Annotated in this window: 13 protein-coding genes; 8 read left to right on the top strand and 5 right to left on the bottom strand. The window is 57.7% G+C overall.

Features of this window, described 5'->3' with window-relative positions; all coding sequences use genetic code 11:
• Positions 1 to 8: 8 nt before the first annotated feature.
• The 4 genes from QUE75_RS00310 to coxB are packed head-to-tail and all read right to left on the bottom strand — an operon-like array spanning position 9 to position 4,233.
• Positions 9 to 896: a cytochrome c oxidase subunit 3 gene (locus QUE75_RS00310; protein ID WP_058091853.1), complete on the bottom strand. Its 888-nt coding sequence runs from the start codon at positions 894 to 896 to the stop codon at positions 9 to 11.
• Between the two features lie 16 nt (positions 897 to 912).
• Positions 913 to 1,515, bottom strand: a complete 603-nt coding sequence (locus tag QUE75_RS00305) for a cytochrome c oxidase assembly protein (RefSeq protein WP_061331378.1) — start codon at positions 1,513 to 1,515, stop codon at positions 913 to 915.
• A 15-nt stretch (positions 1,516 to 1,530) separates the two neighbouring features.
• Positions 1,531 to 3,114, bottom strand: a complete 1,584-nt coding sequence (gene ctaD / locus QUE75_RS00300; RefSeq protein ID WP_058091851.1) for a cytochrome c oxidase subunit I — start codon at positions 3,112 to 3,114, stop codon at positions 1,531 to 1,533.
• 57 nt (positions 3,115 to 3,171) lie between these two features.
• The gene (gene coxB, locus QUE75_RS00295) at positions 3,172 to 4,233 is read right to left on the bottom strand and encodes a cytochrome c oxidase subunit II (protein ID WP_227510101.1); all 1,062 of its coding nucleotides are present in this window, start codon (positions 4,231 to 4,233) and stop codon (positions 3,172 to 3,174) included.
• A 280-nt stretch (positions 4,234 to 4,513) separates the two neighbouring features.
• Here coxB and QUE75_RS00290 point away from each other — a divergent pair, with 280 nt between their 5' ends.
• The 7 genes from QUE75_RS00290 (at position 4,514) to QUE75_RS00260 (ending at position 11,435) form a co-directional block, all read left to right on the top strand.
• Positions 4,514 to 5,830, top strand: a complete 1,317-nt coding sequence (locus QUE75_RS00290; RefSeq protein WP_156471720.1) for an MATE family efflux transporter — start codon at positions 4,514 to 4,516, stop codon at positions 5,828 to 5,830.
• Positions 5,831 to 6,021: 191 nt separating this feature from the next.
• Positions 6,022 to 6,672 (top strand): hypothetical protein, encoded by a 651-nt coding sequence (locus tag QUE75_RS00285; RefSeq protein WP_106694557.1) that lies wholly within the window; start codon positions 6,022 to 6,024, stop codon positions 6,670 to 6,672.
• A gap of 16 nt (positions 6,673 to 6,688) precedes the next feature.
• A complete protein-coding gene (locus QUE75_RS00280) occupies positions 6,689 to 7,354 on the top strand; it encodes a methylamine utilization protein (protein WP_286252839.1) in 666 nt (221 codons plus the stop codon).
• Positions 7,354 to 9,708: a putative bifunctional diguanylate cyclase/phosphodiesterase gene (locus tag QUE75_RS00275; RefSeq protein WP_286252837.1), complete on the top strand. Its 2,355-nt coding sequence runs from the start codon at positions 7,354 to 7,356 to the stop codon at positions 9,706 to 9,708. The genes QUE75_RS00280 and QUE75_RS00275 overlap by 1 nt, the downstream gene beginning before the upstream one ends.
• Complete coding sequence (locus QUE75_RS00270) at positions 9,705 to 10,580, top strand: DUF3034 family protein (protein WP_286252835.1); 876 nt, start codon at positions 9,705 to 9,707, stop codon at positions 10,578 to 10,580. The genes QUE75_RS00275 and QUE75_RS00270 overlap by 4 nt, the downstream gene beginning before the upstream one ends.
• A 2-nt stretch (positions 10,581 to 10,582) precedes the next feature.
• Positions 10,583 to 11,032 (top strand): group I truncated hemoglobin, encoded by a 450-nt coding sequence (locus QUE75_RS00265; protein WP_286255739.1) that lies wholly within the window; start codon positions 10,583 to 10,585, stop codon positions 11,030 to 11,032.
• Positions 11,033 to 11,048: 16 nt separating this feature from the next.
• The gene (locus QUE75_RS00260) at positions 11,049 to 11,435 is read left to right on the top strand and encodes a DoxX family protein (protein ID WP_061331382.1); all 387 of its coding nucleotides are present in this window, start codon (positions 11,049 to 11,051) and stop codon (positions 11,433 to 11,435) included.
• 3 nt (positions 11,436 to 11,438) lie between these two features.
• Here the strand turns inward: QUE75_RS00260 and QUE75_RS00255 are convergent, their stop codons facing one another.
• The gene (locus tag QUE75_RS00255; RefSeq protein WP_286252833.1) at positions 11,439 to 13,238 is read right to left on the bottom strand and encodes a sensor domain-containing diguanylate cyclase; all 1,800 of its coding nucleotides are present in this window, start codon (positions 13,236 to 13,238) and stop codon (positions 11,439 to 11,441) included.
• 161 nt (positions 13,239 to 13,399) lie between these two features.
• Here QUE75_RS00255 and QUE75_RS00250 point away from each other — a divergent pair, with 161 nt between their 5' ends.
• Complete coding sequence (locus QUE75_RS00250; protein ID WP_058091846.1) at positions 13,400 to 13,630, top strand: DUF1653 domain-containing protein; 231 nt, start codon at positions 13,400 to 13,402, stop codon at positions 13,628 to 13,630.
• Positions 13,631 to 13,721 lie beyond the last annotated feature (91 nt).

Raw genomic sequence — 13,721 nt, 5'->3', positions numbered from 1 at the left:
CGTTGTTGTCAAATGACATAGACGAATACAAACAGTCCCAGCCAGACCACATCCACAAAGTGCCAGTACCAGGCTGCCGCCTCAAAACCAAAATGGTTGTCGGCAGTGAAGTGCCCCTTGTTGATTCGTATCAGCATGATCACCAGCATCAAGGTGCCAAGGAATACGTGAGCACCGTGGAAGCCCGTCAGCATAAAGAAGGTACTGCCGTAGATACCGGATTGCAGGGTCAGGTCCAGATCCCGATAGGCGTGCAGGTATTCATAGGACTGCACGAACATGAACACAACCGCCAGCGCAATGGTCGCCATCAACCAGAGTTTGATCTTTGCCCGGTCACCCGCCTTCATGGCGTGATGGGCAATGGTAACGGTAAAGGATGAGGTTACCAGCAGGATAGTGTTGATCAGAGGCAAGCCCCAGGGGCCGATGACTTCCGTGGGGCCCGGATAGGCTTGCGGGTCCGGATTGTTCACCAACGGCCAGCTGGCCTGGAACCCCTCCCAGAGCATGTTGGTGCTGCCCTTGTCGCCTTCACCACCCAGCCAGGGCACCACAAACACCCGAACATAGAACAACGCGCCAAAGAAGGCGGCAAAGAACATCACTTCCGAAAAGATAAACCAGCTCATACCCCAGCGGAACGAACGGTCCATCTGGGGGCTATACAGGCCGGCCCGGCTCTCACGGATGACCGCGCCAAACCAACCAAACAGCATGTACGCCATGATCAAGGCGCCTATCATGAACATGATCCAGGAGCCGGTGGTGCTTTCACCCTGTTTGCCATTGACCATGATTGAGGCCACCCCGTAGAGGGTCACCCCCAGCCCGACAGTGGCAACGATGGGCCATTTGCTCTGTTCGGGAACGTAATAGGTCTGGTTATCCGCCATAACTGTCTCCGATGGCTTAGCCGTTATTGTTAGTTGTTGTCTGCGCCCGGTCGGACTTTGAAACTTCCGCCTGCTTGCCCTGATCGTACAGGGTGTATGACAAGGTCAGTTTGGTGATGTGTTCCGGCAAGTCCCGGTCAACGATAAAGATCAGCGGCATTTCCACACTTTCCCCCGCTTCCAGCGGTTGCTGGTTAAAGCAGAAACACTCGGTCTTGTGGAAGAACAGAGTGCCTTCGGAGGGGGCCAGGCTAGGTACCGCCTGGCCAACCATGGGCTGATCGGTCGGGTTCTCGGCATAGTAATTGATGGTTACGGATTCCCCCGGATGCACTTGCACACTTCGAACCACCGGACGGAATTTCCAGGTCATACCTGGGCCGTTGCTGGCCAGGAACTGAACTGTCACGGTCCGGTTTTCATCCACCTGCTGGGTGGCACTGGCTTCATACCGGCCACCGGTTTTGCCGTTGATGCCGGTGATCTCACAGAACACCTCATACAACGGCACCAGCGCGAACCCGAAGGCGAACATGCCCACCACCCCTGACAGGCACCAGCCAATCACCCTCGCATTACTTTTACGCTCTGGCGTTTTCTCACCTGTTTGCTCAGACATGGTGCAGTCTCCCGGTTATTTCACTTCCGGTGGAGTGGAGAAGGTGTGGTAAGGCGCTGGTGACGGCACGGTCCACTCAAGACCTTCAGCACCATCCCAGGGCTTGGCGGGCGCTTTCTTGCCGCCCTTCACACACTTGACCACGATGAACAGGAACAGCAATTGGGTTGCCCCGAACATGAACGCCCCGATACTGGAGATCATGTTGAAGTCGGTGAACTGCAGGGCGTAATCCGGAATCCGGCGCGGCATACCCGCCAGCCCCAGGAAGTGCATGGGGAAGAACGCCAGGTTCATACCGATGAACGACAACCAGAAGTGCGTCTTGGCCAGTGTTTCGTCGTACATGTGGCCGGTCCACTTGGGCAGCCAGAAGTAGGCAGAGGCAAAGATGCCGAAGATGGCACCCGGCACCAGTACGTAGTGGAAGTGCGCCACCACAAAGTAAGTGTCGTGGTACTGGAAGTCCGCCGGCGCGATGGCCAGCATCAGTCCGGAGAACCCGCCAATGGTAAACAGGATGATAAAGGCCACCGAGAACAGCATCGGCGCCTCAAAGCTCAGGGAGCCCCGGAACATGGTGGTCACCCAGTTGAACACCTTCACCCCGGTGGGCACCGCAATCAGCATGGTGGCGTACATGAAGAACAACTGGCCCGCCAAGGGCATGCCCACAGTGAACATATGGTGCGCCCAGACCATGAACGACATGATAGCGATCGCACCCACCGCATACACCATGGAGGCATAACCGAACAGTGGCTTGCGGGAGAACGCAGACACAATGTGCGAGATGGCCCCGAACGCCGGCAGGATCATGATGTACACCTCGGGGTGCCCGAAGAACCAGAACACGTGCTGGAACAGCACCGGATCACCGCCACCGGAAGCATCAAAGAAGCTCGTCCCGAAGTGGATGTCCATCAGCATCATGGTGACCACACCAGCCAGTACCGGCATGACAGCAATCAGCAGGAAGGCAGTAATCAGCCAGGTCCATACGAACAGGGGCATTTTCATCAGGGTCATACCCGGCGCCCGCATGTTCAGAATGGTGGCAATCACGTTGATGGCGCCCATGATCGACGACACACCCATGATGTGCACCGCGAAAATAAAGAAGGTGGTACTCGGCGGCCCGTAGGTCGTCGACAACGGTGCATAGAAGGTCCAGCCAAAGTCCGGAGCACCGCCCTGCATGAACAGGGTAGAGACCAGAATCAGGAAGGCACAGGGCAGCAGCCAGAAGCTCCAGTTGTTCATCCGCGGCAGGGCCATGTCAGGCGCCCCCACCATCAGCGGCAACATCCAGTTGGCCAGGCCGACGAAGGCCGGCATAACCGCACCAAACACCATGATCAGGCCGTGCATGGTGGTCATCTGGTTAAAGAATTCCGGCTCGACAATCTGCAGGCCGGGCTGGAACAGCTCGGCCCGAATCACCATCGCCATGCTGCCACCCAGCAGGAACATGGCGAAACTGAAGATCAGGTACATCGACCCGATGTCTTTATGATTTGTGGTCAACAGCCAGCGGCTAATGCCTTTGGCCGGGCCATGATGATGGTCCTGGGTGTGGGTATCTGCAACCGCACTCATGAAAACCCCCGTTACCGCCGTTTGTTATGGCTGGTGATTGTTGTTATCTGGCGTTGATTACTGTTGGTTCTTGTAATCAAAAATCTCTTTGGGCGTGACCATTTCGCCGGTGTTGTTACCCCAGGCATTCCGCTCGTAGGTAATCACCGCGGCAAGGTCGACCTCGCTCAACTGGTTGCCGAAGGCCTGCATGGCGGTACCGGGCGAGCCTTTCACGACTATTTCGATGTGCGCGTCCATATCTTCCAGCGCCATCTGGCTGCCCTTCAGAGCCGGAAACGCCGGAGGCATACCGGTACCATCAGCCTGGTGGCAGCTGGCACAGGCGGTTGCATAAGCCCGTTCACCACGCTCCATCAACTCGTCGAGAGTCCAGTCTTTCTCGGTCAACTGGCGTTCCATTTCAGCCATTTCTCTCTGCTCCGCCACCCATTCGTTGTATTCCTCCTCAGGCACCGCTTTGACGACCACCGGCATAAAGCCATGGTCCTTGCCACAAAGCTCGGTACACTGGCCACGGTAGGTGCCGGGCACATCCACCCGGGTCCAGGTCTCGTTGATAAACCCGGGAATGGCATCTTTCTTCACACCAAATGCCGGCACCCACCAGGAGTGAATGACATCGTTGGCGGTGAGCAGGAAACGGACTTTCTTGCCGACAGGAATCACCAGCGGGTTATCGACCTCCAGCAGGTAATGTTCACCCTTGGCCTGACGATTGCGGATCTGGTCGCGCGGCGTCGACATGTTCGAGAAAAAACTGAAATCGTCGTCAATGTACTCGTATTGCCAACGCCACTGGTAACCGGTGATCTTGATGTCGACATCCGATTCGGTGGTGTCGTACATCTCGACCAGTGTCGCGGTGGCGGGAATCGCCATGGCCACCAGAATGGCCAGTGGGATAATGGTCCAGAGCACCTCCACCACGGTGTTCTCATGGAAGTTCGCGGGCTTGGCACCCCGGGACTTGCGGTGAGCAAAGATTGACCAGAACATAACCCCGAAAACGATGACGCCAATGGCGACACAGATCCAGAGAATGGTCATATGAAGGCTGAAAATCTGGTTACTGGTGCTGGTCACCCCGGGTGACATGTTCATGGTCCAGTCAGCCATGACAGTGACCGGCAACAACAGACCAGCGGCTAGGGCTACTGCCCGCTTGGCATGCACGCGCATACTGTGTCTCCACAGAGTGTTATTCTTGTCGGATTTTGCGTCATCCCCCTGCGACACACCCCGGCGCTCGCAACACCGGATGGCCTCAGAGTGAAAGCCTGATTATGGATACATCAGGATCGAGTATAGACACAGATCGCGAAAAGGCTAAAAAATCCTTAAATCCAAAACGGATAAACACGGAATTTTGAGAACCATAACTCATAAAAGGCCCATAATGACCAGTACAGACCATCGCCTCTGGGCACTGGCCTGGCCGCTGATGCTGACCAACCTGACCGTGCCACTGCTCGGCCTGGTGGACACCGCCGTGCTGGGCCACCTGGATAGTCCGGAATACCTTGGTGCTGTGGCGGTCGGTGCCAACCTGTTCAGTATTCTGTATTGGACATTCGGCTTTATGCGCATGGGAACCACGGGGCTGGCGGCCCAGGCCTGGGGCAAACGTGACCCCTTCGCCCAGGTAGCGCTGCTGCTGCGTTCCATCGTGCTGGCGGTCGGCATCGGCCTGATGCTCATCGTATTTCATAAGCCCCTGATCAGCCTGGGCCTGACCCTGATGAACCCCAGCCCGGCGGTGGCCGAGCTGGCCGCCGAATACGCGGCAATCAGGATCTGGAGCGCGCCGGCGGTGCTGTGCCAGTACACCCTGGTGGGCTGGCTCATTGGTACCCAGTTCCCCCGGGGGCCTATGGTGATGCTCATCATCGCCAACGGCATCAACATCGTGCTCGATGTGTTTTTTGTGACGGTTCTGGGCTGGAACAGTCGCGGCGTGGCCCTGGCCACGGTCATCGCCGAGTACGGTGCCGCCCTGATCGGTTTTGCCATCGTGTTACGCAGAATGCCCGAAGGCCAGCGGCTGACCCGGGCGCTGATCGGCCAGGTGTCCGATTACCTGGCGATTCTGCAGGTGAATCGCTACATCATGGTCAGGACCATCGCACTGCTGCTGGTGCTGGCGTTTTTCACTGCCCAAGGCGCCCGCCAAGGCGATGTGATCCTGGCCGCCAATGCTGTGCTGATTACCTTTTTGCTGGTGATCTCCAATGCCCTGGACGGGTTCGCCAATGCCGCCGAGGCACTGATTGGCGAAGCCGTTGGCAAGGGCAGCCGGCGGCGCTTTCGCCTGGCTTTCCGAAGCGCCCTGCGCTGGTCTTTATGGGGCTCGCTGATACTGACCATTGCCTTTGTCCTTGGAGGTCGATGGCTGATCAGCCTGCTCACCGGGCTGGAAGAGGTGCGCACCGCGGCCTGGCAGTACCTGCCCTGGCTGTGGCTATTGCCGCTGGCCGCGGTATGGGGTTTCCTGCTGGACGGTGTATTCATCGGCGCCACCCGCACCCGGGAAATGCAGAACACCATGCTGTTTTCGGCCCTTGGCGTGTTCCTGCCGGTCTGGTGGCTGAGCACTGGGTGGGGCAACCATGGGCTCTGGCTGTCGCTCATAGCCCTGATGCTGGCCAGAGCCGCCAGCATGGGCTGGCTCTGCTGGCGTTATACCCGCCAGGACACCTGGTTCAGCCAGAGCTGACCCTGAACCGCGTTCTGGCCGTGAAAGGTTAACTTCTGTCATAACCACAGCAGAGCCCAAAATCTTGGCTACACTGATCAGAAACGGCGGGGGCGTTTGTGATTCAGCATTGGCGCCTTTGCCCGTGTACTCCTCGACCCAGGGGGAACGCCTTGCGACCTCAACTTGTTCATACACTGGCATCTCCTGAAATGACACCAAAGGCTGTTCTCAACATCATTGACCAGGCAAGGCGAAAGGAAGCCCGCTCCGGCGCATTTCTCCGGCAGATGAAGGAGAAAGCCGCCCAACTGCCCACAGCGATCGTGGTTGACGGCTATCAGCCGGCCACGTCGTTGTTCCAGTTTGCCGTCGAATACATCGAAATGGCGCCAAGACTGATCGAGTGTGTTGATGCCTGCGCACGGGAGGCCGGCAAGTCCCAGCTGTTTCAGCCTTTCGTCGACGCCGCTATCCGCTACTTTACCCAGCCGTCCGTGCTGTTGGTGCAATACGACGGTCTGGATGGGCTTCTGATACGAGCCTACCTCTGTCATCGGTTGATGGAAGAGATGCACGACAGTAACCGCTCAATTCGAGCCAGCGAACTGGTGGATCTGGAGGCAACCCGTGCCAACCTGCTGGCCCACGAACTGATTGGCGAGCCATTCGCTAACGAACTCGATGATTCCATTACCGTCACCGTACTGCAGATCGCCGGCACACCGGATTATTACAATCTTGATCTTGATCCTTTTATCGACCAAGTCAACAACCGAGCCTGGGACTGGATGCGGCATTATTGGGAGAACCTGTTAGTACGGAATCACATTCGATTTTCGCTCGGTTCTGGTATGGTCTGATATGCTCGAGGAATCCATGAAAACGTCCACTGTCACCCTGACGGCGCTCCTTTCAATGCCGGCAATACCCGCCATAACGAGTGGCCACGAACTGTCAGTGTCCGTCAGGCTTGTTGGCAGCGATGCGCCTGTTGCCAATGCCGTGGTTTCGGTGCCCAGTGGCCTCAGGCCCGACCCGGTAATCGCAGAAATATATCAGAAGGATCGTGCCTTCCACCCTCATATTCTGGTTGTTCCCATCGGATCCAGCGTGGATTTTCCGAACCGTGACAATACACAACACCACGTCTACTCGTTTTCACCCGCAAAGACGTTCAATATCGAACTCTACGCTGATCGCCCTGCCGCCCCGATCATATTCGACAAACCTGGCATCGTTGAGCTGGGCTGCAACATACATGATCACATGCAAGGCTTTGTGGTGGTCACAGACACTTCGACCTTCGGCCAGACCAACGAACATGGCCAGGTTACCCTGCCCATCGATCCCGGGGTCGCCAAAGACAACCAGGGCAGCATAACCTTGAACGTATGGCACCCACGCCTGCTAGATAACACTCACCCGGTAACTCGGGAAATAGGTAACGGCAGTCAAACAGTGGTCGTTACCCTCGATCTGGAACCCGCGCCAGCCACAGAAGGCTCCCTGGACCGACTCCAGCAACGCTTCCGGAAGCTGTAATGGCCTTGGCTGCTCGTCTCGGGTTCCGCGGCCGACTCATTACCGCCATGATCTCGCTGGTCGCTCTGGTCAGTCTTGTGATCGTTGCCCTGCTGATGGTGTACCTGTTCGAGGATGAAAAAAGCAGGGCCCTGGAACAACTGGCCATTGGGAAACGGCTGACCAACGAAGTCATTGACCGGCGCACCGAGCTGGAACTGTCGCGGCTCAGTGTCGTGGTGCAGGATTTCGGTTTCCGTTCTGCCATCGCCAGCGGAGACCCGGCCACGATTGACAGCGCTCTCGAAAATCACAGCGGCAGGGTGGGTGCTGACTTCGCGCTGTTACTGGACAGCCAGGGAAAGCCTCTGGCCTCTACACTGCAACAACCCTTTCCTCAAATATCACAAGAACAGCTGAGCAACTCCCGCCGCAACGGTTTCACCCGGTCACTGCGGGCAATCGACGGTAGGGGTTACGAAGTTCTTGTTATTCCGATTGAGGCGCCCGGACTTCGAGCCTGGCTGGTCACCGGTTTCGCCATGGACCAACCCCTGGCAGAAGTGATTGCCCGGCTCAGTGGCACATCGGTAATTTTTCGGGCCCAATCAAACCAGACTGGCAGTTTGAGCAGTTTCGCCGCCACCGCCAGCATTGACGACAACCTTGAACAGGAGCTCGCCGGGGCATCGGGGGACGCCAATTTCATCGAGAGCGCCGGCTATTTCACACGCATTATCAACCTTGGCGAATCGGAGCCCGCCGCCATCCAGGCAGTGCTGCTGATCAGCCGTGATGCCACGCTTCAGAACTACTACCGACGGGCCGTGGAAATTGCCTTGCTGGTGACCGCCATCCTTATTTTCGCCATCGTGCTGGCCCTGGTTATCGCCCGGAATCTGGGGCGTCCGGTTTTGCAACTGGCAAGCTACGCGCGCGCAATCGGTGAAGGAAATACCCCTCGCCCCCCCACAATCCGGGCCGGCGGCGAACTGACCCAGCTCAGGAACGCCCTGCGGGACATGCTGTCCGGTCTCCGGGAAAGGGAAGCCCAGATCCGCTATGCGGCCACCCATGATGACGTCACTGGCCTTGGCAACCGCAACGCATTGATGCAGGCAGCCGCCGATCTGTTTGAACAAAAAGCCCAGGGCATCCTTCTGGGTATCCGGCTCAACGACCTCTCCGACATTAACGATACCCTGGGCCTGGAGTTCGGCGACAAGGTGCTGATCGGTATTTCAAAACGCCTGCAACAGGAACTTCAGGATGCCCGAATCCTTGCCCGTACCGGCGGCGGCGAGTTTCTGGCCCTGATTCCCCCCTTGCCCCCGGAGCGACGCAACCACAGGATTCGTCAACTGCACGCACTCATTGAGTCTCCGCTGCAGGTGGACCAGACTCCCTTCTCCCTGCGCGTCACCATGGTAACCATGGAATTGCCCGAGGACGCCTCAGACACCGATGCTCTGCGCCGCAGGCTCAACCTGACATTCGAACAGGCCGAGGCAAACCCAGAACCCTTTACCCGATACCAGCCTGGGCAGGATGAGAGCCATCTCAGAGAACTGAAACTGATCACCGACCTGCATGCCGCTATCCTGAGTGACGGGTTGCACATGAACTACCAGCCAAAACTGAACAGCCAGACCGGGAAGCTGGTGCAGGTAGAGGCCCTGGTACGGTGGATTCATCCGGAACTGGGCTTTGTGTCCCCGGAAGAGTTCATCTTTCTCGCCGAACAGTCAGGGCAGATCCACGATCTGACGGCCCATATCCTGAAACGGGTCGCCAGGGATGCCCGACAATGGCATGAGCAGGGTGTCGACGCGGGCGTCGCCATTAACCTGTCCGCAATGGACCTGACCTGGCCCGACCTGACCCGGCACATCGCGGAAACCTTTAACGATTGGCACCACCATCTGGAGCGGGTCACCCTGGAAGTCACTGAAAGTGCACTGATGGAGGATCCGGAGGAGGCCATGGCCACCCTGAACCAGCTCCGGGAGCTGGGCGTAACCCTGTCGGTGGATGACTTTGGCACCGGCTACTCCTCATTGTCCCAGCTGCGCAAGCTGCCGGTACAGGAGCTGAAAATCGACAAGTCGTTCGTGCTGCAGCTGGATTCCGAGCCCCAGGACCAGCTGATCGTAAAGTCCACTATTGATATGGCCCACGGCCTCGGGCTGAAGGTCGTGGCCGAAGGCATTGAGAATCTGGAAGCCTGGCAGTTGCTGCAACATTGGGGCTGCAACCTCGGCCAGGGTTTTTACCTCAGCCGCCCGGTTCATCCTGAGGACCTGCCGGAGACTGCACAGGCCCTGGCCGACCGCAAAGGGGAGCTGAGCCAACCCAACCCGGAGTATTCAGAATGACAGCAAGACTGTTGGTCACACTCACCATGGCGCTTCTGATGGCATCGACCGCCATGGCCGACATTGGCAGCCGGATTTGGGCGACCGGAGGCGTCACCACCATTGAGGGCAGTGCCGGCGGTGGCCTGGTCCCCTGGGCAATGCTGGGCAGCTATGCCAGCGACGAGGAATGGGGCGGCACCCTGGCACTCAGCCGTGCCGAAGTGGACGATTACTCGCTCACGGTCACTGGTGCCGGGCTGAACTGGAATAACCGGCTGGAGCTCACCGTAGCACGGCAGACCCTAGACCTGGACAGTTTGGTCTTTACCCTCAAAGACGGCTTCGGCCTTGAACAGGATGAACTGAACCTGGATATATTCGGGGCCAAGGTCCGACTCGCCGGCGACGTGTTATACAGCCCCTGGGGCCAATTGTCCGCCGGGGTACAGTACAAGCGCCAGCGGGATTTTACCGTGCCCTCCGCAATCGGTGCCCGTGATGACACTGGTACCGATATCTACTTCAGCGGAAGCAAACTATTCTTCGCCGCGGTTCTGGATCGCAACCTGCTGGTTAACCTGACGGCCCGAGCAACTCGGGCCAACCAAGGCGGATTGCTAGGTTTCGGCGGTGACCAAAACAATAGCCATGAGGTAATGATGGAAGGCAGCGTAGGAATTTTCCTCACTCGTCAGTGGCTGGTCGGAGCGGAGTACCGGCAAAAGCCGGACAACCTGAATTTTGCCGCCGAAGATGACTGGTGGGACCTGTTCATAGCCTGGGTCCCGGACCGTCGGTTGGCAGTTACCGGCGCCCTCGTAAGCCTGGGCGACATTGCCACACTGGAAGACCAACAAGGCCTGTATCTGTCGCTGCAGGGGAGTTTCTGATGATGGCCAATCTGTACCTCAAACACCTGATCGCCGCTCTACTGTCAGGGATCGCGCTGATCCTGGTTGGCTGCCAGAGCCTGAATAACCAGCCTGACGAATCTCTGTATCAGCAGCTCGGTGAACGTGAGGGCATAGCCAACGTAGTGGAGGACCTGCTTTACCTGATCGTGGACGACGAACGTATCAACCAGCAATTCAAAGGCATGGATGTAGCCCAGTTCCACCGCAACCTGACCGACCAGCTGTGCGAGCTCAGCGGCGGGCCTTGTACCTACACCGGACGGCCGATGCGGGAACTGCATTCCGACATGGGTATTACCGACACTGAGTTCAATGCCTTGGCCGAAAACCTGATTTTAGCCATGGAGCGGAATGATATCCCCACGGGCGCACAAAACCGGCTGATAAAAGCGCTCGTGACAATGTATCCTGACATTCGCAATTTATAGGATGGAGAACTGAACCTTGCTCGAAAACGCCGATTTGGGAAAACTGATTGTCCGGCTCACCCTGGGCGGACTGCTGCTGTTTCATGGCATCGCGAAACTGTTGAACGGTGTCGGCTTCATCGAAGGGCAGCTGGCTGCCCACGGTCTGCCAACCATTTTCGCCTACGGCGTTTACGTGGGTGAAGTCATTGCACCGCTGATGGTGATACTGGGCTACCAGACCCGGATTGGCGCGTTGATTATTGTCTTCAATATGATCGTCGCCATTGCCCTGGTCCATGGGCATCAGCTGTTGAGCCTCAGCAGCAACGGAGGCTGGGCACTGGAGCTGCAGGGTTTCTTCCTGTTTATTGCCTTTGCAGTGATTTTCCTGGGCCCAGGCAAGTACAAACTGAAAAACTGAGACTCAGGAGTCGGCGGTGGGGGCCGGCACTTTCGGCTGCCACACCGCCACCCGATTGCGGCCGTTATCCTTGGCGGCATAGAGCGCTTCATCGGCGCGGCGCACCAGCTCTGGGCTGCTGACGCCTCTCGCCGGTAGCATGGTTGCCACACCAACGCTGATGGTCAGTGGCACCGGCGCATCCTGCTCTTTAGTGGCCACAGGGGTTCCCGCAACCGCCTTGCGAATGCGCTCTGCCACTAACAGGGCACCCTCGGAATCGGTGGTTGGCAGCAGTATCGCAAACTCCTCACCGCCGTAACGTGCCACAAGGTCGCCTGCCCGCTGGACTTCCGCCCGCAAATTGCCGGCAAGTGCCACCAGGCAATCATCGCCGGTCAGATGCCCCAGCTCATCATTGACCCGCTTGAAGTGATCAATATCCAGTAACAGCAAGCTCAGCTCGTGCTCATGGCGCAGCGCACGGCCCCACTCAATCTCCAGTTTCTCATCAAACCGGCGGCGGTTTGCCACGTGGGTAAGGCCATCGGTCAGGCTAATGGCCTTGAGCTGTTCGTTGGCACGCTCCAGCTCTTCGGTGCGCTCTCTCACCCGTGCTTCCAGCGTCAGGTTGGCCTGCTGCTGCACTTTCAGTGCATGCTCCTGTGCTTCCTGCCGGCGTCGACGTTCCAGGTTGATCCGGTAGGCGAGGGCAAACGATAGCAGAATAGCCTCAATCGCCACCCCTGCCTGAGGCACCAGTTCGGTGACCTGACTGGTGGGTATCCAGCCCAGCTTACTGACCGCCAGCACCAGATGGCCCACCAGCAGAGGCGTCCAGGCAAGCACGTAAAACCCCGCAAGCACCTGCCCCTGACGCCAGACATACAGCCCGATCAGCCACGCCGCCGGAGTTGCAAAAGCAGCGATCCCACTGACCAGAGCAATGCCACTTTGATAGGGACCAAACACACCGTAGAAGAAGGTAAAACTGCAGGCGCCGATCACCCCCTGCAAGATGCGATAACTGAGGAGACTGTAGTGGCGTACCGCCAGAAACTTAATGGTGAACATGACGGCGCAAAACATGCCAAGACTGATCGCCGGCACCGTAAAGTAGCGGTTGAGGCCGGGTAGATCAGGCCAGATCCATTGGAATAGCAAGCCATTAAAGTTGAGCTGGATCATGCCGGTTGATACAACCGTGAGCACATACCACAGGTACGTGGTGTGGCGAACGATGACAAAAAGAAAGAGGTTATAAAACGACAAAGCCACCACGATGCCCAGAAACATGGCCTGCCAGCCATAGGAAAACTGCTCGTTGGCGAGAAACCGGGCTGATGTCGTAACCGCCATGGGAATTTGCACCGCTCCCTGAGTTTTCACCCTTACCCAGGCGACGACTGGCTCGGTGTTCGACGGCACCAGAAACACAAAATTGCGATGTATGATCGGCCGGGTATCGAATGGCCGGGTGTCTCCGGTGTGGTGAGATTCGACAATCTGGCCGTCCAGTTCCCAGTAAACGGATACCTCATCCAACAACGGATAGGCGATTTCCAGCACCCGGTTGACGGGCTCCGGCGTAATCGGCACCCTCAGCCAGAACGCACCATTGCTGAAGCCCTGGTTCAGCACCCTGGCAGCGCTATTGTATTGCCATTGGCTATCAGGCAGTTGCTGTACCTGGGTAACGGTCAGGTTGTCCTCGGGCACCTCAACCCAGTCAAATCCCACGGGCTCTGCAAACACCCGGAAGCTGACAACACACAGCAACAGCCCGAAAAGCTGGCATATGGTGCGCGGAAAAGGGCCTTTCATTCTTGTCTGTTATTCCCGGCTCTGGAGTCTTGAACTACACTGGGGAACGGCTGCATGGCGACAGATCCAAACCCCAGCGTCTGAGTTAAGTGTAGACGTAACTGGCGCGGGAGTCCGCCGAAATTAAGGGGTAATCCCCGGTTACCACCTGAGAGGAAGGCATGTTCGACAAAAAGCACCCCATCACCCCCGGCCGATACCGCCATTACAAAGGCAAGGATTACGAGGTCATTGGCGTAGCCCGGCACAGCGAGACCGAGGAACCCCTGGTGGTGTACCGCTGCCTTTACGGGGACTACAGCCTCTGGGTGAGGCCGCTGGCCATGTTCCGGGAAACCGTGGAAGTGGCCGGCGAACAGGTCCCCAGGTTCGCCCGCCTCGACACCGAGTGATCGTTACACAACCGCTTTGACTGCCGCAGTCATTTCCTGCACATTAGCCCACTTTTCGTGCTGCCGGTGCCCAAAAGGCGCCGGTAAATCT

Origin of the sequence: Marinobacter shengliensis (genome assembly GCF_030297115.1) — a bacterium.
GTDB lineage: Bacteria > Pseudomonadota > Gammaproteobacteria > Pseudomonadales > Oleiphilaceae > Marinobacter > Marinobacter shengliensis.
Note: the sequence above shows the minus strand (reverse complement) of the source record. Positions and strands in the feature narration are given on the sequence as shown.